Annotated in this window: 24 protein-coding genes and 2 riboswitches; all 24 genes read right to left on the bottom strand. The window is 53.2% G+C overall.

The window, feature by feature from the left end; genetic code table 11:
* Nucleotides 1–101 precede the first annotated feature (101 nt).
* A complete protein-coding gene (locus HMPREF0080_RS03210) occupies nt 102–1,388 on the bottom strand; it encodes an amidohydrolase (protein ID WP_040347032.1) in 1,287 nt (428 codons plus the stop codon).
* 14 nt (nt 1,389–1,402) lie between these two features.
* Nucleotides 1,403–2,644, bottom strand: a complete 1,242-nt coding sequence (locus HMPREF0080_RS03205) for an adenosylhomocysteinase (RefSeq protein ID WP_006789764.1) — start codon at nt 2,642–2,644, stop codon at nt 1,403–1,405.
* 12 nt (nt 2,645–2,656) lie between these two features.
* Nucleotides 2,657–3,721 (bottom strand): S-methyl-5-thioribose-1-phosphate isomerase, encoded by a 1,065-nt coding sequence (gene mtnA / locus HMPREF0080_RS03200; protein WP_006789763.1) that lies wholly within the window; start codon nt 3,719–3,721, stop codon nt 2,657–2,659.
* Nucleotides 3,721–4,512 (bottom strand): S-methyl-5'-thioadenosine phosphorylase, encoded by a 792-nt coding sequence (gene mtnP / locus HMPREF0080_RS03195; protein ID WP_040347029.1) that lies wholly within the window; start codon nt 4,510–4,512, stop codon nt 3,721–3,723. The genes mtnA and mtnP overlap by 1 nt, the downstream gene beginning before the upstream one ends.
* Nucleotides 4,513–4,524: 12 nt before the next feature.
* Nucleotides 4,525–5,424, bottom strand: a complete 900-nt coding sequence (hslO, locus tag HMPREF0080_RS03190; RefSeq protein WP_006789761.1) for an Hsp33 family molecular chaperone HslO — start codon at nt 5,422–5,424, stop codon at nt 4,525–4,527.
* 164 nt (nt 5,425–5,588) lie between these two features.
* A complete protein-coding gene (deoD, locus tag HMPREF0080_RS03185) occupies nt 5,589–6,293 on the bottom strand; it encodes a purine-nucleoside phosphorylase (protein WP_006789760.1) in 705 nt (234 codons plus the stop codon).
* Nucleotides 6,294–6,396: 103 nt separating this feature from the next.
* Entirely contained in the window at nt 6,397–6,861 is a 465-nt protein-coding gene (gene ribH, locus HMPREF0080_RS03180) for a 6,7-dimethyl-8-ribityllumazine synthase (RefSeq protein WP_006789759.1), read from the bottom strand.
* Between the two features lie 29 nt (nt 6,862–6,890).
* Nucleotides 6,891–7,532: a riboflavin synthase gene (locus tag HMPREF0080_RS03175; RefSeq protein WP_006789758.1), complete on the bottom strand. Its 642-nt coding sequence runs from the start codon at nt 7,530–7,532 to the stop codon at nt 6,891–6,893.
* Nucleotides 7,513–8,649 carry a bifunctional diaminohydroxyphosphoribosylaminopyrimidine deaminase/5-amino-6-(5-phosphoribosylamino)uracil reductase RibD gene (gene ribD, locus HMPREF0080_RS03170; RefSeq protein ID WP_040347026.1) on the bottom strand — a complete coding sequence of 379 codons (1,137 nt, stop codon included), beginning with the start codon at nt 8,647–8,649 and terminating at the stop codon, nt 7,513–7,515. Before ribD ends, HMPREF0080_RS03175 begins: the two co-directional genes overlap by 20 nt.
* Before the next feature lie 79 nt (nt 8,650–8,728).
* A riboswitch (FMN riboswitch) is annotated at nt 8,729–8,860 on the bottom strand.
* 58 nt (nt 8,861–8,918) lie between these two features.
* Nucleotides 8,919–9,566, bottom strand: a complete 648-nt coding sequence (gene rpe / locus HMPREF0080_RS03165) for a ribulose-phosphate 3-epimerase (RefSeq protein WP_006789756.1) — start codon at nt 9,564–9,566, stop codon at nt 8,919–8,921.
* 6 nt (nt 9,567–9,572) lie between these two features.
* Nucleotides 9,573–10,427, bottom strand: coding sequence for a ribosome small subunit-dependent GTPase A (gene rsgA, locus HMPREF0080_RS03160; protein ID WP_006789755.1), 855 nt, complete (start codon nt 10,425–10,427; stop codon nt 9,573–9,575).
* A gap of 3 nt (nt 10,428–10,430) precedes the next feature.
* Nucleotides 10,431–12,320: a Stk1 family PASTA domain-containing Ser/Thr kinase gene (pknB, locus tag HMPREF0080_RS03155; protein ID WP_006789754.1), complete on the bottom strand. Its 1,890-nt coding sequence runs from the start codon at nt 12,318–12,320 to the stop codon at nt 10,431–10,433.
* 50 nt (nt 12,321–12,370) lie between these two features.
* On the bottom strand, nt 12,371–13,078 hold the full coding sequence (locus HMPREF0080_RS03150; RefSeq protein ID WP_006789753.1) for a Stp1/IreP family PP2C-type Ser/Thr phosphatase: 708 nt from the start codon (nt 13,076–13,078) through the stop codon (nt 12,371–12,373).
* A 44-nt stretch (nt 13,079–13,122) separates the two neighbouring features.
* Nucleotides 13,123–14,157 (bottom strand): dual-specificity RNA methyltransferase RlmN, encoded by a 1,035-nt coding sequence (gene rlmN / locus HMPREF0080_RS03145; protein ID WP_006789752.1) that lies wholly within the window; start codon nt 14,155–14,157, stop codon nt 13,123–13,125.
* Nucleotide 14,158: 1 nt separating this feature from the next.
* Nucleotides 14,159–15,490 (bottom strand): 16S rRNA (cytosine(967)-C(5))-methyltransferase RsmB, encoded by a 1,332-nt coding sequence (gene rsmB, locus HMPREF0080_RS03140; RefSeq protein WP_006789751.1) that lies wholly within the window; start codon nt 15,488–15,490, stop codon nt 14,159–14,161.
* A complete protein-coding gene (fmt, locus tag HMPREF0080_RS03135; protein ID WP_006789750.1) occupies nt 15,471–16,445 on the bottom strand; it encodes a methionyl-tRNA formyltransferase in 975 nt (324 codons plus the stop codon). Before fmt ends, rsmB begins: the two co-directional genes overlap by 20 nt.
* Nucleotides 16,442–16,909 (bottom strand): peptide deformylase, encoded by a 468-nt coding sequence (gene def, locus HMPREF0080_RS03130; RefSeq protein ID WP_006789749.1) that lies wholly within the window; start codon nt 16,907–16,909, stop codon nt 16,442–16,444. The genes fmt and def overlap by 4 nt, the downstream gene beginning before the upstream one ends.
* A 107-nt stretch (nt 16,910–17,016) precedes the next feature.
* A complete protein-coding gene (locus tag HMPREF0080_RS10635; RefSeq protein ID WP_245527213.1) occupies nt 17,017–17,754 on the bottom strand; it encodes a helicase-related protein in 738 nt (245 codons plus the stop codon).
* A gap of 267 nt (nt 17,755–18,021) precedes the next feature.
* On the bottom strand, nt 18,022–19,389 hold the full coding sequence (locus tag HMPREF0080_RS10625) for a primosomal protein N' family DNA-binding protein (RefSeq protein ID WP_006789746.1): 1,368 nt from the start codon (nt 19,387–19,389) through the stop codon (nt 18,022–18,024).
* Between the two features lie 54 nt (nt 19,390–19,443).
* Nucleotides 19,444–20,634, bottom strand: a complete 1,191-nt coding sequence (metK, locus tag HMPREF0080_RS03120; protein WP_006789745.1) for a methionine adenosyltransferase — start codon at nt 20,632–20,634, stop codon at nt 19,444–19,446.
* Nucleotides 20,635–20,703: 69 nt separating this feature from the next.
* Nucleotides 20,704–20,806: riboswitch (SAM riboswitch) on the bottom strand.
* Nucleotides 20,807–20,955: 149 nt separating this feature from the next.
* Nucleotides 20,956–22,170, bottom strand: a complete 1,215-nt coding sequence (gene coaBC / locus HMPREF0080_RS03115) for a bifunctional phosphopantothenoylcysteine decarboxylase/phosphopantothenate--cysteine ligase CoaBC (RefSeq protein WP_006789744.1) — start codon at nt 22,168–22,170, stop codon at nt 20,956–20,958.
* 18 nt (nt 22,171–22,188) lie between these two features.
* On the bottom strand, nt 22,189–22,398 hold the full coding sequence (gene rpoZ, locus HMPREF0080_RS03110; protein WP_006789743.1) for a DNA-directed RNA polymerase subunit omega: 210 nt from the start codon (nt 22,396–22,398) through the stop codon (nt 22,189–22,191).
* A 3-nt stretch (nt 22,399–22,401) separates the two neighbouring features.
* Nucleotides 22,402–23,031, bottom strand: a complete 630-nt coding sequence (gene gmk / locus HMPREF0080_RS03105) for a guanylate kinase (RefSeq protein ID WP_006789742.1) — start codon at nt 23,029–23,031, stop codon at nt 22,402–22,404.
* Nucleotides 23,021–23,317, bottom strand: coding sequence for an extracellular matrix/biofilm regulator RemA (gene remA, locus HMPREF0080_RS03100; protein ID WP_040347023.1), 297 nt, complete (start codon nt 23,315–23,317; stop codon nt 23,021–23,023). The genes gmk and remA overlap by 11 nt, the downstream gene beginning before the upstream one ends.
* Between the last annotated feature and the right edge of the window lie 5 nt (nt 23,318–23,322).

Below are 23,322 nucleotides of genomic sequence, written 5' to 3'. Positions count from 1 at the left end.
ACGGCGTCTATTTATCCTGAAGCGACGAGGCGGAAAATCGATTTACAGGAATATTAAAAAACGGGCACCTCCATGATATGTTCATGAAGATGCCCGTTCGCTTACAGTTGTGAAAACAGCCTGTTTTTTGTGTATTCCGCGTCCGCTTTGATGCGTTCAATATCCAGGGTTACGAATTCTTTGTGTTTCATCAGGATGTTCCCGTCCACTAAAACCGTATCTACGTCCATGCTGTTAGCCGCGTACGCCAGCAGGGACAAGGTGTCGTTGCGCGGGTACCAGTGAAGCCCCGAACGGTCGATAAGCGTAATATCCGCTTTATAACCTTCTTTGAGCTTGCCGATATCCGTGTAGCCGAGCGCTCTGGCCCCGTCTTCGGTAAGCATGCGGACCGCCCGTTCCGCAGGGATTGCGGTCGGATCCAGCGTGTCGGCTTTATGTATAAGGGCGGCCAGATGCATTTCTTCTAAAATATCGAGATTATTGTTGCTTGAAGCTCCGTCCGTGCCCAGGGACACGGTAATGCCCTTGGCAAGCATTCTGCCGAGCGGCGCAATACCGCTGGCGAGCTTTAAGTTGCTGCCGGGATTATGGGCGACGCGGACCTTTTTTGCCGCCATGATATCTATGTCGGCTTCATCGACCCAGACGCAATGTGCGGCCAGGCAGCCACAGTCGAACACGCCCGCGTCATTTGCCCATGCAATAGGGGATTTGCCGTACTGCCTGCGGATGTTTTCGACTTCCCCTTTTGTCTCGCAAAGATGCATATGGATTTCCGCGCCGACGGACCGTGCCGTTTCGACTACTTTGCGCAAATAGTCTTCAGGGCACGTGTACGGCGCATGCGGACCGAACATGACCGTAATACGGCCGTTGCAGCTGTTATGCCAGTCCATGAAGAAGTCTCTGTTTTCGGCCAGCGCTTCGGCCGCATTAGGCGTAATACCGGTGAGGCCGCGGCTGAGGCAGGCACGGATCCCCGAATCGCGGACGGCTTCGGCCACGTTGTCCATAAAAAAGTACATATCCGCAAAGCTCGTCGTACCGCAGCGCAGCATTTCCGCAATGCCGAGCAGCGTTTGCGCATAAACGGTTCTGCCGTCCAATTTCGCTTCGGCAGGCCAGATTTTGTTTTCCAGCCAATCCATGAGCCGCATATCATCGGCGTAGCTGCGAAAGACGGTCATGGCGATGTGATTATGCGTGTTTACAAATCCCGGCGTTGCCAGCATGCCTTTTCCGTCTATGATTTCGGCGTAACCGGTTACGTCGGCAATATCTGTAGGGAATGCGGTAATCCGATCGTCCGTGATTTCAATATTCCGGCCTTCTTCTATTACGCGGTTACGGTATACCGCAACATTCTTCAGCAGTTTTTTCGACACGGTATGTCCCCTTTTCAATCCAGATTTAAATAGGCGCGCTGTTCTTCGGTGAGCGAGTCTATGGCATAGCCCATGGACTGCAGCTTTATCATCGCTACGGAGATATCCGTCTCACGGGGCAGGACGTAGACGCGGTTTTCCAATGTCCCTGCGTTATCGAGAATATATTTGGCTGCCAGTGCCTGAACGGCAAAGGACAGGTCCATGATTTCCGCGGGATGGCCGTCTGCGGCCGCCAGATTTACCAGGCGGCCCTCGGCAATGAGATTGATAATATGGCCGTTTTTAAGCTCGAATCCTTCAATATTATGCCGGGCTTCAAACTGCCGCACAGACAGGGCCTTTAATTCGGCCTTATTGATTTCCACGTCGAAGTGCCCCGCGTTGGCAAGGAGCGCACCGTCTTTCATCTTCGCCATGTGTTCGCCTCTGATGACATCCTTGTTGCCGGTGAGCGTGACAAATATGTCGCCTATTTCGGCGGCTTTATCCATGGGCATGACGTCAAAGCCGTCAAAGACGGCTTCAATAGCCTTTATGGGATCCACCTCCGTTACGATGACATGGGCCCCCAAGCCTTTTGCGCGCATGGCGCAACCGCGCCCGCACCAGCCGTAGCCGGCAATAACCACTTTTTTACCGACAACGGTCAGATTGGTTGTGCGCATAATGCCGACCCAGGTAGACTGGCCCGTACCGTACCGGTTATCGAAAAGATATTTGCAATAGGAATCGTTGGCCGCTATCATGGGGAACTTCAACTCGCCCGCTTTAGCCAGGCCGTGCAGCCTGACAACGCCTGTCGTCGTTTCTTCCGTTCCGCCGAGCAGCCGTTCCGCCGCATCTGTACGCGTCGTGTGTAGGAGATGCACCAGGTCGCCGCCGTCATCGATGATAATGTGCGGTTTGTGATCGAGGGCCTTATGTAAATACATAAAATATTCCTCTTCCGTACAACCGTGGGTCGCATAAACCGTGAGGCCTTCGTCAACGAGAGCTGCGGCTATATCGTCCTGCGTAGATAACGGATTGCTGCCGGTTACGATGACGTCGGCGCCGGCACGGTGCAGGACAATTGCCAGATACGCCGTTTTAGCCTCTAAATGAACGCTTATGACTACGGTTTTCCCCTTGAACGTCTGTTCCTCTTTCAAGGTTCTTCCGATAGCGTTCAGGGTCGGCATATAGCGGTCGACCCAGGAAATTTTTTTATGGCCGCCCGGAGCGGCGCCGATGTCGTGAATAAGGGAAAGCATACGGGCTCCTTTCTATGTTCTGAAAAATGCGGAAACAGTTGTTTCGGACGGTTTTTCTATCGTCCCTTTTTCCGTAAAGATAGCTTCAATATTTTGATGCGGCGTTACGTCGAAGGCGGGATTGAAGACATCCGCGTCGGCTAACGCGAGCTGTACGTCCCGCAGCCTTCGCACTTCATCATGATGCCGTTCTTCAATAGGTATTTCTTCGCCTTTTGTCATGGACAGATCAAAGGTGGATAGGGGGGCGGCTACATAAAAGGGTATCCTGTGTTCTTTGGCCAGGACGGAAACGCTGTATGTGCCGATTTTATTGGCCGTATCCCCGTTTGCCGTAATCCTGTCCGCGCCGACGATAACCGCGTCCACCCTTCCGGTTTTCATTACCCAGCCGGCCGTGCTGTCCGTTATCAGGGTTACAGGAATCCCGTCGGCTTTAAGTTCCGTTACGGTCAGGCGCGCGCCCTGCAGCAACGGCCGCGTTTCATCCGCATAAACGCGTTCAATGAGGCCGCGTTTATGAAGGGCGCGAATAACGCCCAGGGCCGTCCCGATATCGGCCGTTGCCAGGGCGCCGGCATTACAGTGAGTGAGGACGGTCAGTTTTTTTGCTCCCTTTTGCATGATAATCGCCGCTGCGCCGTATGCGGATATGGACCTGTTGATCTCTATGTCCTTCGCATGAAGCGTTACGGCTTCCCTTTCGAGAGCAAGCGTAATTGCCGCGCTGCTCTTTCCCGCGGCCAGTTCTTTTTCGGCCGTCTTCAGCATGCGTGTTAACGCCCAGTGCAGGTTTACCGCCGTAGGACGCGCCGCGTCAAGGGCTGCGGCAACGGTTGCCAGACCGGCCGAGAAGACGGCGGTATCCGTGATTTTGCGGCGCAGCAATTCCGACGCCCCTAAAACGAGGCCGTAAGCGGCGGCCACGCCGATTGCGGGAGCGCCTCTCACGGCGAGGACGGAAATTGCGTCTTTTACGTCCTGCCAGGATGTACAGCGGCGGTATGTTTCTTCTGCCGGCAATTTCGTCTGATCCAATATGATCAATTCGTTACGGCGCCATTCAAGTGTCTTCATTATGCTTTAAACCCGCCGTACTCCGCCAAGACGTGGCGGCAAGGACAATCGTCGTCCCCGTATAACTCAATGGCGCGCATTAACAGGGTTTGAATGCGCTTGGCATTATCTTCCATACATTCGTTGACCTCCGCATGTGTTTGGACCTGTTCGGAAACGCCGGCAGCGTAGTTGGTAATCATCGAAACGGTAGCGTAACAAAGTTCCGCTTCTTTGGCCAGGCATACTTCCGGTACGGTCGTCATGCCGACGAGGTCGCCGCCGAGGCGGCTCAGCATCTTAATTTCCGCAGGCGTTTCGAAACGCGGCCCTTCCGTGCAGGCATACGTGCCGCCGTTATGAACGGGATACTTCAATGCGGCGGCGGCTTTGCAGACGGCTTCGCGCACTTTCGGGCAGTACGGCGTCGTCATATCGACGTGCACTACGCCGTTGGCCCCGCCGTCAAAGAAGGATTCATGCCGGGAATGAGTGAAATCGATAAATTGATCGGGCAGGACAAAATCACCCGGTTTATATTTTCTCGTCATGGTGCCGACGGCAGTTGTCGAAAAAACGGCCGTGACACCGAGCTTTTTTAAGCCGAGTATATTCGCTCTGTAATTAATCAGGTGAGGCGGGATGGAATGGGCCTTGCCGTGACGGGGTAAGAAAATGATTTCCTTACTGCCGTATGTACCGCGTAAATAATGGATCATGCCGTAGAAAGTGGGCAAACGTTCCTGCCGTACATTGTTCAACATTTTCACGTCGCAGACGCCCGTACCGCCGATGATAGCAATCAGACTCACAGGGATCACTCCTTAGTATCGTTTTCGGACCGTTTTTTTTCCTGCCGCAAACAGGGCTTCCAGTTCATCATGACTGATTACGTATTTTGTACCGCAATAGTGGCAGGTCATTTCCACCTGAGGATCCGTCAGAAGATCTTTTTTGTCTTCCTCCCGCAGTGAAAGGAGCACATTTTCTATGCGTGCAAGTGAACAGGTGCAGCGCCAGTACAGGGGCCGGCGGAAGATCTCTTTGCAGTGAAAGCCGGCCATAACGGTTTCGGCCAGTCCTTCTCCGTTTGTATGTTTCGTCAGATAAGCCGTGATCGGGCCGATTTTTTTAATGTTCTCTTCTATTTTTGCCAAATCGTCGTCCGCAGCGCCCGGCAGCGCCTGTACAAGGAACCCTCCCGACGCGGCGACGGAATAATCGCGGTCGACGAGAACGCCGAGGCTGATCGTCGCCGGTATCTGTTCGGACGTATACAGATAATACGCCAGATCTTCCGCGATCTCCCCCGATACGACGGGCGAGCGGCTCGTATAGGTCGTTTTTTCGGGCGTAAAGCGTGTTACCGTCACTTCCCCGTCCGTACCTACGGCCGTGCGGACGTCCAATTTCCCGTTAGAGGCCAACGGCAGGTCGATAACGGGATGGTCCACATACCCGCGTACCCGGTTCGAGTTGAAGGCGTCGACGTGAATGACGCCCAGAGGGCCTTTGCCGTCGATGCGGATCGTCACGCCTTCGCGGTTTTTATAATCGCCTGCCAGAAGCAGGGCGCCCGTCATCGTCCGGCCTAAGGCCGCACAGGCCACGGGGGCCAGCGTATGCCGCTGCCGCGCCGTTTCGACGCAGTCTCTGGTTACGGCGACGGCAAGGCGGATATTTTCATCGCTCGTATAATGAACGATACTGTCTCTGTATTCCATGCAATCCTCATTTCCGGGAAACAGCCCGTTGACCGGTCTTCGCGGCCGGCTGTCCTTATAATCCTTGCAGAACCGTCAATTCTGCCGCTCAGGTATAGCCCCCCTGCCGAAAGGGGGACGGCATATTTCGGTACATGCGGGGCGTGCACCGTTTCTCCGGGCTTTTATTGTATTGCCGTTTCCAATGCAACGGTCACCATGTCGTTAAATCCGGTCTGCCGTGCTTCGGCGCTTGCCCTCGCGCCGGTGAGCAAGTGGTCACTGACCGTAAAAATACCCAGGCATTTTGCCCCGTATTTGGCGCCCAGCGTATACAGCGCGGCCGTTTCCATTTCTACGGCCAGGATGCCGTACTCTCTTAATTTATCGTTATCGATTTCATCATCGTAGAACCGGTCGACAGAAATGATATTGCCGACTTTTACGGGAATACGCCGCGCTCCGGCTGCGGTATACGCCTTGCATAAGAGTCCGAAATCACCGAGGGGCGCATAGTTTATGGAAGCCCCGAAAATATTCCGGATAAGGGAGGAATCGGTCGTCGCACCCTGTGCGATGAGAACGTCGCCGATGTCCAGCTCCCGGTTCATGGCGCCGCATGTACCGACGCGGATCAAGGTGCGCACGCCATAGTCGCGCATCAGTTCCGTAGCGTAGATGGAAATTGACGGTATACCCATGCCCGTTCCCTGCACGGATATACGTTCACCCCTGTACATCCCCGTATATCCGAATATGTTGCGCACCGTATTGTAACAGACGGCGTCTTCCAAAAAATTTTCTGCAATATATTTGGCCCGCAAAGGGTCGCCGGGCAATAAAATCCTGTCCGCTATCGCACCGGCCTGTGCCTCGATATGAATGCTCATGAATGAGTGTTCCTCCTATGCCGTTATATTTATCCGGTCGTGTACGCAAGAAAGACTCCCGCCGTACAGATACAGGGAGTCTTCCCGAATTTTGGGACAGGGGTTACATTTCTTTTAATAAGTTTGCCATTTCAATAGCGGCCGCGGCAACATCAAAGCCTTTATTGCCGGCTTTCGTACCTGCCCGTTCAACGGCCTGTTCGATATTTTCCGTTGTAACGATGCCGAAGAGGACGGGAACTCCCGTATGCAGGGAGATCTGGGCCACGCCCTTGGCCACTTCGTTGCAGACGAGATCATAATGGCTCGTCGCGCCGCGGATAACGGCGCCGAGGCAGATGACGGCGTCGTATGCGCCCGATTGGGCCATCTTCTGCGCGGCCAGCGGGATTTCGAAAGCGCCGGGGACCCATGCCGTCGTAATATCATCATCGTTTACACCGTGGCGGTGCAGGGCGTCGTATGCGCCGCCGAGGAGACGGCTGCCGATAAATTCGTTGAAACGCGCCACCACAATGCCTACGCGGAGACCCGCACCGAGCAGTTGACCTTCTTTAATATGTGCCATGAATAAACACTCCTATCCGTACAGTATGATTAAAACCCGTTTTCCAAAAGCATATCCCATGAAAGGGAGCCGCTTTTTCCCTCATGGGGGCCTGTAAATTTTTTTACATATTTACCGACAATATCGGTCTCCAAATTGACACAGGTGCCCGTCTGTTTTTCCGTAAGCGTCGTATTTCCCAGTGTATGGGGAATGACGGAAACGGAAAACTCCCTGTTCGTGACGGCGACGACGGTAAGACTGATGCCGTCGATGGCGACGGAGCCTTTCTCCACGATATATTCAAGCAGTTCCGGCGCCGCGCCGATATGATACACCTGAGCTATACCGTCTTTGTCAATGCGGGAAATCGTCCCCGTGCCGTCGATATGGCCGCTTACGATATGGCCGCCCATACGTCCGCCCATTTGCACGGCCCGTTCAAGATTGACCCTGGAGCCGCTGCGGATATCTTTGAAAGAGGAGCGGCGTATCGTTTCATGCATCACGTCGGCACAAAACGAAGCGTCGGTCATAGCCGTCACGGTCAGGCATACGCCGTTTACGGCTATGCTGTCGCCCGTCCTTGTGCCGGCCAATACCGTATCGGCAAACACGGTCAGGCGCATCGAATCGGGCCGTCTGTCCATTGTGCCGATCGTTCCCAGTTCTTCAATGATTCCAGTGAACATACGCGCCCTCCCTGTTCCTGTTGTATGCCTCGATATACACGTTGTTATCGTGGATTTCGGCCGTTTCGTAATCAAGGGTGACGCTTTCCGACAAATCATCGGCGCCCAGGCCGCCGACAGAGGTCTTGGAATCAACGCCGCCGATAACTTTAGCCCCGATAAAGGCATATATTTTATCGACAAGATTACTGTCGAAAAAGGTTCCCTGTACGGTACTGCCGCCTTCGACGAGGATGCTGTGAATCCCCTTTTCATACAGCGTATGTACCATGGCCGGCAAATCCACCCTGTCGTCATCACGAAGAGGGGCGACCAGCACTTCCACGCCGGCCCGCTCCAGGGCTTCCTTTTTTTCAACGGGGCAATGTTTTGTCGTAATGACCATCGTTCGGGCCTGTTTGTCCGTTACCAGCAAGGCCTGCAGGTCAATACGCCCCGTAGAATCCAAAATGATGCGGAACGGTTGGTGCGGCGCGTCATGGCCTTCACGAACGGTACGGCTCGTCAACAAGGGGTTATCCGCTTCAACCGTGTTGATACCGACAAGGATGGCGTCATAGAGAGAGCGTAAATAATAGCCCCGCTTACGTGCCCAATCATTGGTGATCCATTTCGATTTGCCTGTCCGGGACGCCGTTACGCCGTCGAGGCTCTGCGCCAGCTTGACGGCAATAAAGGGTTGCTGCGTAATCATGTTCTTGATGAATACTTCATTAATTTTGATCGCTTTCCCCGACAGCAGGCCGACGATGACGGGGATGCCGGCATTGCGTAAAATTGCGGCGCCCTTGCCGGCTACCAGCGGATTGGGGTCCAGCATTGCGCAGACGACCTTGGCGACACCCGCTTTGACCAATGCCCGCGCACATGGCGGCGTTCTGCCGTAATGAGCGCACGGTTCCAAGGTTACGTAAACCGTGGAACCTGCGGCGCGCTCCCCCGCTTCGCGCAGAGCCCAGACTTCCGCGTGAGGCGTGCCCGCGCGGTGATGGTAGCCGCGGCCGACAATTTCGCCGTCCTTGACGATAACGCACCCGACCGAAGGGTTCGGCGATGTATAGCCCAGCCCCATCCGTGCCAGCGCAAGGGCTTCTTCCATATATGCAGCTTCATCCAACGGATTTCACCTCTTTCGATCATGTGAAAAGGCTATCGGTACATAAACCAATAGCCTTTAGTTGCATTGCCGTAAAAAAGGATGTCTTTTTCATCCAGACTGTTACTGTCGGTACCGGGTTCACACCGGTTCAGCCCCTCAGGGCTCGCGGACTGTCACCGCCGGTCAGGACTTGAAAGCAGTGCTTTCTCACCTTGCCTCAAAGACTATGAGTACATATGGAAATTCTCTGTAAATTATATCATAGCCGTACCGGCAAAACAAGGCCGCTATGCCTTTAACGCGGCAATTGCGGCCGCCCTGTCCGCCCTGCCGAAGACCGCGCTGCCCGCAACCAGCCACGTAGCCCCGGCGGCCGTTACATGACCGATCGTGTCCGCCGTAATGCCGCCGTCCACTTCGATTACGGCCGCCGTATTTCCCGCATTTTCCAGAAGTTCCGCCGCGTCTCCCACCTTGGCGACGGTATAAGGGATGAATTGCTGGCCGCCGAACCCGGGATTGACACTCATAATAAGAATCATGTCCAAATACGAGGCAACGCATTCCAGTGTACTTACCGGTGTAGCGGGGTTCAGGGCCGCGCCGCATTTCATCCCTTTTTCCCTGATCTGCTGCAATACTCTGTCCAAATGGGGGCACGCCTCCTGGTGAACTGTTACGTACTGCACGCCTGCGGCGGCCAGAGCGTCAATGTAGGTTTCCGGATGTTCGACCATGAGATGGGCGTCAAAAACGAGGGCCGTGTGGCGGCGCAACGCCGCCACAAGAGATACGCCGAAGGTCAAATTGGGAACAAAATGGCCGTCCATCAAATCGAGATGGAGGAAATCGGCGCCGCCTTTTTCGATATCGCCGATTTCCTCTGCAAGGCGGGAAAAATCCGCCGCTAAAAGTGAAGGACCGATGTGAATCATAAATACTTATTTCCTTTCCGCAATAGAATCCTCTATTTTGCAATAGGTATCGTAACGCTCCCGTAAAATTTTGCCTGCCGCCAGCGCCTGTTTGACGGAACAATCCGGCTCGGAACGGTGAAGACAGGAAGAAAAGCGGCAATGACCGCTGTATTTTGCTAAATCGGGCATGAGCGACGTAATTTCTTTTTCTTTCAGGTGTGTAAAATCAAGCGCGCTGAACCCCGGCGTATCGATGACGTACGTATGCTCCCGCAGCTTCATGATTTCAGAATGACGCGTTGTATGACGGCCGCGGCCGATCTTGTCGCTGACCTTGCCGACGGCCAGTTCTCTGCCGATAATGCGCATTAACAGGCTTGATTTGCCGACGCCCGAAGGCCCTGCGAAGGCCGTAACTTTGCCGTCAAGGAGCGCCTTAAGGCTGTCGATTCCTTCTCCCGTGCAGGCGGAAACCGGATACGCGGCGTAACCGCAGCGCCTGTAAAAGGCCGCGTATTCTTCGGCCAGGGGTTTATCAAGATCACATTTATTAAAGCAAAGCGACGGATGTATGCCGTCGTATTCGCAAGTCATCAGCATCTGATCGATCAGAAACCTGCTCGGATCCGGCGCGGCGGCCGCCATGACAATGAACATGGCATCAATATTGGCTACGGCCGGGCGGCGCAGCGAGTTTTTACGGGGTTCCGTTTTTTCAATCACACCCTTCTGCGCGCCCGTTGCCGTAAATTCGACCATGTCGCCGACGAGGATTTTTTCTTTCATCTTGCCGCGACGGCGGCATTCCACGGCCCCGCCGCTCCCCGGATCCACATAGTAATAGCCGTTATAGTTTTTTATGACTCTTCCTCTGGGCATATTTTACAGTTCCTCTTCCTGTACAAGGGCATTGTTAATGTACACTTTAACTCGCGTACGCCCCGTGCCCGTCACGTTTTTACTGATATTGTCGCCGCCGGACTGCATGCGGTCGTACACCGTTTTTGAACCGGTATCGTCTTCCACGATAATTTGAACGCGCTGGTTCGATGCGCCTCCGGGGATACTGATGCTTACATTGCCCGTGTGGGTGGCGCCGCCCGACGGCGAGGTGCCTGACGCGTATTCAATGCCCATGTCGACCGTATTGCCGCTGCCCGGCGTCTGAGAGGTTACCTTTGCCTGATTGTTCGATTTATTTGCGTCTATGCCGCTGATGGTACCGATGGTATAGCCCGCGTTTTGGAGCGTTTGAATCGCCGTATCCAGGGTCATGCCGATAGTGCTGGGAGCGTCTTTGGCCTTTTTGCCGTCGTTTTTGCAGACGACTACGTCAATTTTAGCGCCTTTCGACGCTTTTTCCGGAGACGAGGGGGTCTGGCCGATAATCTTGCCGTCCGGATATTCATCACTGGGGGCATAGGTGACACTGCCTACGGATAAATGAATTTCCCGCAGTTTCCTGTCCGCCTCCGAAACGGTCAGGCCGCGCAGATCGGGAATGAGGACTTCCGCCCCTTCATTACCTTTGCTTACTGTCAAATAAATGGTCCTGTTCGCTTTTACGACGGCCCCCCCGCCCGGTGTTTGGGCCATGACCTCTCCAATGGGGACATCGGCGCTCTCCACTTCTTTTACGGAAACGGAAAGATGTTTCTTTTCCAGCATGGAGCGGGCAATTTCCACCTGTTTTCCCGTAACGTCGGGAACGGTTATACTCTCGGTACTCCAGAAATTACCGAACGAAAAGAAGGCCCACAGAAATGCGATAAGGAAAATCCCGATCATACTGAAAACAATGGTTTTCTTTGAATGATTGCTGATGTTGTCGACTGCCCGGATAAAGAGATTTTTTTTCTTCTCTTCTTCCGCCGGCGGCCTGCGGACCGTCTGCAGCTGCTGCGTGTTGAAGTTATTCTTGATAATCGGCAGGGCCCCTTTATTGCTGTTTACGAAGCCTTGCGAGAGACGGAGCTCGGACATCATTTCACTGACGGTCTGGAAACGGTCGTCCGGATTTTTGGACATGGCTTTTAAAATACACCGTTCGACAAGATGAGGGATCCGGCGATTGTATTTTGTCGGCCGCACCACGTCGTCCTGCACATGCTGTAAGGCTATCCCGATTGCGGTATCTCCTTCAAAGGGGACGACACCCGTCATCATTTCGTACATGACGACCCCTAAAGAGTAAATGTCCGTGCGTTCATCTATCGGTTCGCCCGCCGCCTGTTCGGGAGAAAAATAGTGAACCGAACCGACCACGGAGTCGTCCTTGAGATTATCCGTGTTGGCGTTGACTGCGCGGGCGATGCCGAAATCCGCCACTTTGACTTTTCCCGCCTCCGTCACGAGAATATTGTGCGGCTTGATATCGCAGTGGACAATGCCGTTGGCATGGGCATGTTCCAGAGCGTCGCCGATATCAAAGGTAATCTGCATCGCCGTGTTTATCGGCAGATGGCCGTGTTTGTCGATATAATCTTTGAGGGTCTCGCCGCGTACAAATTCCATGACTAAATAGTGTACGTCCTGGTCGAACCCGACATCGTACATATTGACTATATTGGGATGGGATAATTTTGCCGCCGCCTGGGCTTCCTGATGGAACCGGACGACGAAATCCCTGTCTTTCCCGTACTTGCCGTGTAATATTTTCACGGCCACGATGCGGTCCAGAAGGATATCCTGTGCTTTATAGACACTGGCCATACCGCCGGAACCGACTTTTTCCAATATTTTATATCTGTTATCCAATATATGACCGATCATATCAGAATTTCCACCACTTTCATTCCAATCGAATTATCCGAACGCAATCTCTAGAGTGTCTTGATAATGACCGTTGCATTATCCGGAGCGCCTTCATCATAAATTCTTGCAAATAAGGATTTTACCGTTTGCCGTTCTTTGCCGGCGGCATGTTTGAGATACGTCGCTATCTCCCGCTCGTCAAGGCATCCGGTCAGGCCGTCCGAGCACAGGAGGATACAATCGCCTTTTGTAACCGTAACGGTCCCGCTGTCGACAGGCATGTCCTTATCGACGCCGACGGCACGCGTAAGGACATGCTTTTGCGGATGTGACTGCGCTTCGTCCGCCGTAATACGGTGGCCTTCCATGAGGTCGTGAATAACCGTGTGATCCGTAGAGATCTGTCTTAATTGGCCCCGGCTGTAAAGATAAATACGGCTGTCGCCGACATGGCCCCAATACGCCTTGTCGCCGACGACAGTGACAACGGTCAGCGTCGTCCCCATTCCCTGCAGGGCGGGATCTATGGTAATTTTGCTGAGGATGCAGTCGTTGGCATAGGCGATGGCCTTTTCCAATTGTCTGGCGGAAGCGTACGTATAATTGGAAAAATAATAGGCTACGGATTTAACGGCTGTCCGACTGGCTATTTCGCCGCCCACATAGCCGCCCATCCCGTCCGCGACGGCCATAATGTCGGCCTTTTCACTGATATAGAAAGAATCTTCATTTACACTTCGAACCAGACCGATCCGAGATTCACCGTATATACCCAATACTTCACTTCCTTCCGGCTGCCTGCATGCGCATTGCTGCAACCTTATACACGTTCTTTCCGGCGTTTGCTGCGGAGCTGTGCTCGGACGGCCTGTATGCCGCTTCCCATTTCCCGGCGCAGCGTGATATGTACGCCGTGATTTTTTACATAACGGCAAAAATCGTCTATTTGTTTCTTTTCCGGGCGATGGAGGCCGACATCGTAATTATCATTAACGGGGATCGCCTTGACGAGGATATTTTTCCCGGCTAAAAGCCTGACCAGCTGTGTCGCACAGTCCGGGGTGCAGGTGACATCCCGGATGAGGATATATTCAAACGTAACCCTTCGTCCGGTAGCCTTAAAACAGCGATCCGCCGCTGCCAGAATATCTTTCAGCGCGTACGTCCCGGCAACGGGCATGATGCGCCGTCTGATCCGGTCATTCGGTGCATGAAGCGATACGGCCAGATTGACGGGAAGCCCTTCGGACGAGAATCTGTCCATGGCCGGGACGATGCCCGATGTGGATAGAGTCATGTTCCTATAGCCCAGATACAGCGTTTCTTTTTCGTGAATGAGCCGCATAAAGGCAAGCACATTGTCATAATTGAGCAGCGGTTCCCCCGTCCCCATAAGGACGATTGAATGCAGATCAGCGGTTACATATTTCCGAAACGCGAGAAGCTGGCTTACCATTTCGCCGACAGTGAGATTTCGGATAAACCCGTTTTTCGCGGAGGCGCAGAAGGCGCAGTTGACGGCGCAGCCGACCTGTGACGAAAGACAGACGGAATTACCGTAGTCATGCTTCATAAGCACCGTCTCGACGGTCTGCCCGTCGATAAGTTCAAGTAAAAGCTTTACCGTATTGCCGTCGCCTGAAATTTGTTTAGCGACTACGGCGGGAACATAAAGAGGCAGCTCTTTTTTTAGAAGCGTCCTGTCGCTCTTGGGCAGAAGGAGCATATCGTCCCAATCATATACATGCTCCTTGTAAATGTAATGTAAAATTTGATCGGCCCTGAATTTCTTCATTCCCTGAGAAAAGAGAAAGTCTTGCAAAGCCGGGCGGTTCATTGCGAAAATATCGTTCATATCAGGCTTTCTGCATTTTTGCGATAAAAAATCCGTCCAGGCCGTCGCGCTGCGGTAATATGCACAGATACGGAGTATCCTGCCGAAAGCCCAGGCTGTCTCCTACGGGTACGGCTTTGAACTCTGCGTGAGCGGCGAGGAAAGAATCGACAACGGCGCCGTTTTCCTCTTCGTTTATGGTACAAGTGCTGTATACCAGGATGCCTCCCGGTTTAACGCATTTCGCCGCGCTTTCAAGCAGCTGCCGCTGGAACGGGGGCAGGGCTTTCAGGTCCTCGGGGCGTTTGCGCCAGCGTAAGTCCGGCTTGCGCCGTAAGATGCCCAGACCGGAACACGGCGCGTCTACGAGCACGCGATCCGCTTTGGCCGCGTACTTACGGCCGAGCAGAACGGCATCCTGAAGAACGGTCCTGATATTTTCCAGTCCCAGCATGCGGGCATTTTCTTTGATGAGTTTCAATTTATGTTCATATATGTCAAACCCGTAAACCAGACACCCGCGGCCGCCCAGGGCGGCGAGATGCGTCGTTTTTCCGCCCGGCGCGGCGCATACGTCAAAGATGACTTCACCGGCCTGTGGGGCGACAACATGGGCGACGAGCTGAGAAGGCTCGTCCTGGATCATACCCAGGCCGCCGGCAATTTCCGTAAGCGTACGGATACCGGGATTTTTCTCCAGATAAATCCCTTCCGGTGCATGCAGCGCGCAACGGCAGGGCACCCCTTTTTGCGTGAAAAGGGTCATCAGCGCCTCCCGTGTCGTACGCGTCGTATTGGTACGGATGCATAAGTCGGGCACACGGTCGAAGTAACGGCATAATGCAGTCGTTTCTTCTCTGCCGAAGTCCTTTACCCACTTGCGCACCAGCCAGGCCGGCTGATGGTACGTTAAGGACAGATGCAGGATCGCATCCTCTGTCGGCGTCGGGACAGTGAATGTTTCTTTTTTCCGCAGACTGTTACGCAAAAGGGCGTTCACAAATTTAGCCATGCCGGCGTTGCCGAAACGACGCGCCGTTTTTACCGCTTCATTACAGGCGGCGGACGGCGGTACTTTATCCATAAAGAAAAGCTGGTATAAGCCGCAGCGCAGGATGGCCAGGCATACCGGATCGAGCTTTTTTATGTCGCGAGTGCTGACCGTACTGATAATGTGATCCAAATAATTAAGGGTCCGCAGGGTACCGTATACGAGTTCCGTATAAAATCTGCGGTCCCGGTCGTCGAAATTTTGCTTTTGTATGGTTTTCGATACGATAATATTACTGTAGCCGCCGTCTTTGCAGACTGCGAGTAAACTGTGAAAAGCCGCCTCACGAACGTTCATTTTCATTCTCCCGCCGCCGGTCAACGCCGCAGCCTTCCGTCAGAACCGTACCCGCCGTCAGCCGGTGGCTTTGCAGGAACTGCGCCGAGCTCATCCGTTTACGGCTTTCCGGCTGCACTTCTTTAATGCAAAGCGCGTCTTTTCCCGTCTGGACAGTGAAAAATTTCTTTGTGACCTCAAGGATCGTGCCTGCAGGGGCATTTTTCCCGGGAACTACGTCGGCCGACCAGATTTTCAGGCGTTTTCCGTCAAAAAAAGTATAGGCGCCCGGCTGCGGGTCAAGCGTGCGCAGCAACCTTTCTATTGTGACCGCTCCGTCCCGCCAATTGATACATGCCGCGCTTTTATCGATTTTCTTTGTATACGTCGCTTTTTCCGGCTCCTGTTTTACGGCCCGCCGTTCATATGTATCCAAGTCGTCAAGAACGGCGAGCAGCGTATCTTTCCCGAGAACGGCGAGCGTATTGAAAAGCGTTCCCGTCGTTTCCTTCCCGTCAAGCGGGAGTCGGGCCTGAGCCAGTATATCCCCCGTATCCATGCCCTCATCCAGCTTCATTATGGATATCCCCGCTTCCGTTTCGCCGTTCATGACGGTATATTGAATCGGGGCGGCGCCGCGGTATTTCGGTAACAGTGAAGCATGAACATTAAGGCAGCCGTGCGGCGCAAGCGTCAGCAGTCCGGCAGGCAGTATTTTTCCGTAAGCGATGACGACGATGACATCCGGGGTAAGAGAACGAAGCGCTGCAAGTACCCGTTCGTCACGGAGCGTTTGAGGTTGTAAGACGGATAGTCCCAGTGCCGCCGCTTTTTCTTTTACCGGCGGAAAGGAAACGGTCTTGCCCCGGCCGCGCTGTTTGTCCGGCTGTGAAACGACGCCGACGATCTCATGGCCGGCCTGGACGAGTGCCGTCAGGGAAGGGACAGCAAACTCGGGCGTGCCCATAAACAGTATTCTCATTGTCCTTCATCCACTTTTCGCAGATTTACCGCTTTTTCGGTAAATAAATGTCCCGCCAGATGATCCATTTCATGCTGGAAGATACGGGCTAAAAATCCTTCCGGCTCATACTCAACCGCTTCGCCCCGCCTGTTTTGGGCACGTACTTTTATTTTTGTATGACGGCGGACCTCTCCGTAAATCCCCGGCACGCTCAGGCAGCCTTCCGGTCCGTATTCCATCTCTTCCGATATTTCGAGAAGTTCGGGATTGATTAATTCAATTAAGCCGTTGCCGTCATCCAGGACGATTAACTGCAGCGATTCGTTGATTTGCGGGGCGGCCAGGCCGACTCCTTCTGCGGCATACATGGTTGCGGCCATATCGTCGAGAAGGTGTTTAATGCGTTTCGTAATTGCTTTTACAGGTTTCGCCGTAGCGTTTAATACAGGCGCTCCTGCTTTGACTATGCGTAAAGACGCCATTCTGTATATCTCCTCAGGGTAAATCCGGATAAACACACATTTTCAGTGTATTCATTATTATATCGCATTTTTTTTTGTAATACCAGTCAGGCAACGGAAAGACCCGACTAAAAAGCCGGGTCTACATCAATGAGGACGCCTCGCTCAAAAAAAGCCGCATTGTCCCGCATATATGCTTTAATACTGGTAAGATCCGGCCCGCGCAATAAAATGACTGCTCTGTATTTGTTACGTATTTTTTTTATAATATCGACATACGGGCCGATTATTTCCGGGGCGGGATCAAGCCGGATATCCTTGTAACGGCGCAGCTCATCGTACAGGCGGCGCCCTTTTTCCCAAAGGGCGTTTTCGTCTTCGTCGATAAGCACGATTTTAACGAGCTGCGCAAAAGGCGGATATGCCAATTCCCGGCGATACGTTATCTCTTCCTCGTAAAATCCTTTGTAATCCTGATTTTTGCTGTGTCTGATGACATAATGATCCGGCGCGTATGTTTGCATTACCACTTTACCGGGAGCGGTGCCGCGTCCGGTCCGTCCGGCCGCCTGCGTAAGCAGTTGAAAGGTTCGTTCTCCCGCCCAATAGGCCGGCATGTTGAGCAGGCTGTCGGCAGCCAATATGCCGACGGCCGAAACTTCGGGGAAGTCATGGCCTTTAGCCACCATCTGTGTCCCCAAGAGAATATCGTAATCATGGCGGCGAAAGGCTTCTCTATTATGGCGTCTCCGCTGTTTTTCCGCATTGCAGTGTCCTGATCCAGCCGGATAACGCGCGCCGAAGGAAAGGTCTGCCGCAGCTGGGCTTCCGCTTTTTCCGTGCCCGCCCCGAAAAACTTGATGTATTTACTGCGGCATGCCGGACAAAAAGCGGGCGCTTCTTTTACGGCTTCACAATAATGACAGCGTAAATGTTCGGAATCCTTATGATATACCATCGGCACGTCACAGGTATCGCACTTGACCACGTAACCGCATTTACGGCACATCACAAAGGTGGAAAACCCTCTTCGGTTCAAAAGGACGATGGCCTGCTTTTTTTGTCGTAACGTTTCGCGTAAAAGGTCGCAGAGCTTAGCGGACAGGATGTTGTAATTGCCGCGTGCCAGTTCATCACGCATGGTCGACAACGTCTATCTCCGGCAAAGGGTGGTCGAGAACGCGGCGTTTGAGTTCAAGAAGCCCGTACTCACCGGTGAGCGCCTTATGGTAATCGCTTATCGCCGGCGTCGCGCTGCCGAGTACGACGGGGCAGCCGTAATAGGCGGCACGTTTTCTCGCGACGGCAACGGCATGGTAACGGGGCGACTCATCCTGTTTGTACGAACTGTCATGCGCCTCGTCGACAATGAGCAGTCCCAGATCCGCAAGCGGCGTAAAAACGGCCGACCTGGCGCCGATACATATATGGCTTTCACCGTTTGCCATACGCCGCCTGTTGTTGATACGCTCCCCTTTTGAAAGTTTGCTGTGCATCACGACCACATCTTCGCCGAAACGGGCTGTGAACCGCCGTACGATCTGTCCGGTCAAGGCGATTTCCGGGACCAGGAGAAGCACCTGCTTTGCCGAAGCGATAACCTCCCCGGCCAACTGCATGTACACTTCCGTTTTTCCGCTGCCGGTAATACCGTGCAGCACCCAGGTCCTGCCGTCCCTGTCCTCTTGCACCCTGCGGATCGCTTCTTCCTGTTCATGCATGAGCCGCCAGGTTTTGTCCGTGCCGACGGCCAGTGAAAGATAATCGGTTTTCTTTTCGCGTTCTTCAACGGCAAGGAATCCGGCCGTTATGAGGTTGCGGACCGTATCCCGGCTGAAGCCCGCGGCAAGAACGGCCCGCAAGGAGAGGCACTCTTTGCCTTGCAGCAGCAGAAGCAGCTCGGCCTGCCTTTTTTTTCGCATCAGCGTGCCGTCATCAGGACGCTTGAACCGCAGCCATTTTTCCGTCTTGGGCGCCACTTTATTGCGTAATATCTCCAGTTTTCGAACGGTTCCTCTTTTGACGAGTTCTTCTACCGGGAGCGGCCCGAAGAGCTTATACATAATTTTTTCGGACGCTCCCGGATGTGTGTCCAGGTAGCTTAAAATCTTCTTTTCCTCCGGGCTCTCCCGGCCGTCTTCATGGCCCTTGAAAAGCCGATAATCCCAGGAAATCCCTTTTTTTTCGACTAAAAAAAGGCGCAAGGCGTCTGCAAGGCTACAGAGATAATACGTACTTATCCAAAGGGCCGTTTCAATAATTTCAGCCTGAGCGCCCGCCTGGACGGACAATACGGCTTCAACGGGCTTTAATTCAAAATCCCCCGTCCTTTCTGTATCATCCCCCGTCCGTATGACAATGCCCTCTTCCCGTCGTCTGCCGAAGGGGATGAGGACCCGGCTGCCCGGCCTGACTGTTTCCGCCAACGCCGGCGGGACTGAATATGTAAATGTTTTTTGTAAGCGTTTGGCCGTTATATTGACAATAATCTGGGCGATCATACAGGCTCCTGAAAAAAAGGGGAGACACGGCGGCCTCCCCCAAAAACAGTATTCTTATACCCCCGCTTCTTTGCGGAGAATATCGGCTTTATCCGTTTTTTCCCAAGGCAAATCGAGGTCGTTGCGGCCGAAATGACCGTATGCGGCAACCTGCTTGTAAATGGGACGCTGTAAGTCCAGCATTTTGATGATGCCCGCCGGACGAAGATCAAAGTGCTTGCGGATGAGTTCAACCATCTTAGCGTGAGCGCATTTTCCCGTGCCGAACGTTTCCACGTGAATGGAAACGGGATGTGCCACGCCGATGGCATAAGCAAGCTGTAATTCGCATTTATCCGCCAGGCCTGCCGCGACGATGTTTTTCGCCACATAACGTGCCGCATACGCTGCGGAACGGTCGACTTTCGTAGGATCTTTACCGGAGAAAGCGCCGCCGCCGTGGCGGGCCATGCCGCCGTACGTATCGACAATGATTTTACGGCCCGTAAGCCCGGCATCGCCCTGCGGCCCGCCGATTACAAAACGGCCCGTAGGATTGATGAAGAGTTTCGTCTTTTCGTCAAAGAGGCCGTCGGCAAGTACCGGTTTGATAACGAACTCTACCATATCTTTTTCAATTTGGTCACGCGTTACTTCCGGACTGTGCTGTGTGGAAATGACGATTGTATCGACATGCACGGGCTTGCCGTCTTCATATTCTATCGTAACCTGCGTTTTGCCGTCCGGACGGAGATAGGTCAGGATCCCTTCTTTGCGGACCTTTGCCAACCGACGGGCCAATTTATGTGCCAGCGAGATCGGCAGGGGCATATATTCCTCCGTTTCGTTCGTTGCGTACCCGAACATCAACCCCTGGTCGCCGGCGCCGATAGCGTCGAATTCGTCTTTATTTCCTTCTTTCGCTTCTTTCGCTTCGTCTACGCCCATGGCGATGTCCGACGACTGTTCGTCGAGAGAGACAAGCACGCCGCAGGTGTCGCAGTCAAAGCCGTATTTAGCGCGCGTATACCCGATGTTCCGTACAGTTTCACGGATGATATGGGGAATATCGACATAACATTTTGTGGAAATTTCCCCTACTACGTGGACAAGCCCCGTCGTCACAAGCGTTTCGCAGGCAACGCGGGCGCCGTTATCCTGGGCCAGAATGGCGTCCAGGATACCGTCCGAAATCTGATCGGCCATTTTATCGGGATGCCCCTCCGTAACCGATTCGGATGTAAAAAATTCACGATTTTTTGTCATTTACTGTAACTCCTCCTGTAGTACACTCCTTTTGGCTAAAAAAAATCCCTCTGTAAAGAGGGGTTCAAAGACCCATCTTCCCGCCTGACGGCTGTTGGACTTAGCACCTTTTCCTTTTAGAAGGTTGCTGCGGCATCATGGGGCCAATCCCTCCGCCGACTCTTGATGGAACGATATGTTGTTTTGACTGTCTATCATTATAAAGGAGATATGCTGTAATTGCAAGCAATAAATTTATGGTGTCAGCATACGCTGCACCGGGCAGGCAAATTGTGTAAAAAAGACGTCCGTAAGCGGAAAGTCCGGCTCGCGGGGACGGGCTTATTCCCGCTGCCGCTTTTTCTCGCATATAGACGCCACGCGTTTAATGATTTCTGCCGCCAAGGCATCTTTCGACATCAGCGCTAAAGGCTCGCTTGTACCGTCCGCATACAGGAAGGTTGCAATATTCGTCGTGCCTTTAAAGCCCGCTCCCTCGGCCGTAACATCGTTGGCGACGAGCATATCCAGGTTCTTTTTCTTTAACTTCTCCCTGCCGTGTTCTATGACATTCGTCGTTTCCGCCGCAAAGCCGACGAGGATCTGATTTTTCTTACGCTGTCCCAGCGCAAGAAGTATATCCGGGTTTTTGACCATATCAAGCGTCAATACATCGTCATTTTTCTTGATTTTCTGCGGCGACGGTTCGGCCGCTCTGTAATCCGCCACGGCCGCCGCTTTTATCACTATGTCGCAGTCATCATATAAGGCGTCTACAGCCGCTTTCATTTCGTTCGTCGTCAGGACGTCGACGCGCTTAACGGCGGACGGCGTGGGCAGATTCACCTGCCCGGCCACCAGGGTGACGTCCGCCCCGGCAAAGGCGGCCGCTCTGGCTATGGCAAAGCCCATGCGCCCGCTTGAATGGTTGCCGATATAGCGAACGGGATCTATCGCCTCGCGCGTACCGCCGGCCGTTACAATCACTTTTTTTCCCTTTAAGCAATCCGTGCGCATAACCGCGTACTCAATATACTCGGCAATATGTTCCGGTTCGGGCAAGCGTCCGGCGCCGACCGTGCCGCACGCGAGAACGCCCGATTCGGGGGGCATGATCATATAACCGAGCTTTTCCAATTTGGCCATATTTTCCTGAACAATCGGATTGGCGAGCATATTTGTGTTCATGGCCGGTACGATGATTACCGGTACGGTTGTAGCCATAACGGCCGTCGTCGCCAAATCATCGGCGATACCGTTGGCGATCTTTCCGATAATATTTGCCGTAGCCGGTGCGATAACGAACAAATCGGCCCATTGTGCCAGCGCAATATGTTCCACCCGAAATTCGGGCACATCCCCGAACAGGGAAACGGCTACGGGATTACCCGATATTTCTCTGAGCGTCAGGGGGGTAATGAATTCCGCGGCATGAGCCGTCATGATACATTTGATTTCCGCGCCTTTTTTACGGAGCAGGCTGATAATCACCGCGGCCTTATAGGCGGCAATACCGCCGCTGACCGCCAAAACGATTTTCTTGTGGTCTAACGACATGCTGAAAGCACCCTCTCTTTATTTGATGCCGGACTGAGGTGATTCATACGTGATTTTACCTTCATCTATTTCGTCCATCGCGATGGAGACGACTTTATTCGTTTTCACTTCGACAAAGGGCGCATCGCCGTCCGTAAGCTCACGGGCGCGTTTCGCCGCTAACGTTACGAGCGTATATTTACTGTCTACCTTTTTCATTAATGACTCCAACGTCGGTCTGATTAACATAATTTATCTCTCCTGTTTTGTCATATACATTTTTTTGATGGAAGCAATGAGATTATCATTGCGGCACGAGCGGCATTCTTCCGCGCGGATAATGGAAGCGGCCAAATCTACGGCCGTTTTTAGATCATCATTAATGATGACGTAATCATAGTTGCCGATCCAGTCAAGTTCGGCGCCGGCCTTTGCCAACCGTTTGGCAATGACGGCATCGGAATCGGTGCGGCGCAAATGCAGCCGCTGTGACAGGACTTCCATACTCGGCGGCACTATGTAAATAAATACGCCTTCAGGATATTTTTCTTTTACCTGCATCGCTCCTTGAACGTCGATTTCCAGCATGACATGATTTCCCTTTTCCAGCTGGCTGAAGACGTAGTTTTTCGGGGTGCCGTAATAATGGTCGTATACTTTCGCGTGTTCGAGAAAAGCGTCTTCCGCAAGAAGCTCTTCAAAACGGCGGGTATCGGCGAAGAAATAGTTTACGCCGTCAAATTCCCCTTTTCTCGGTGCGCGGGTCGTCATGGAAACAGAATAATGTATCGACGGAAACCGAAGACGCAACGCATCGCAGATAGTCCCCTTGCCGGCGCCGGACGGCCCCGAAACAACCAGCAAAAGACCTTTATCCTTCATGGGCGTTCCCCTTTTTGCCGTCGTCTCCGCACTCATCATGAGGTTCATCACCGACATGCAGGATGCGGTGGGATACCGTTTCGGGCTGCAAGGCGGAAAGAACGATTTGTCCGTGATCCATCACCAGGACAGACCGTGTTTTTCTGCCGAAAGTCGCGTCGACAAGTATATTATGTTCCCGCGCATCCTGGATCATGCGCTTTATGGGAGCCGATTCGGGACTGATAACAGCCACTACTTTATGGCCCATAACCATATTTCCGAAACCGATATTTATGAGATCCAAAGTTC

Source organism: Megasphaera geminata F0357, from assembly GCF_000239275.1.
GTDB classification, from domain to species: domain Bacteria; phylum Bacillota; class Negativicutes; order Veillonellales; family Megasphaeraceae; genus Megasphaera; species Megasphaera geminata.
Note: the sequence above shows the minus strand (reverse complement) of the source record. Positions and strands in the feature narration are given on the sequence as shown.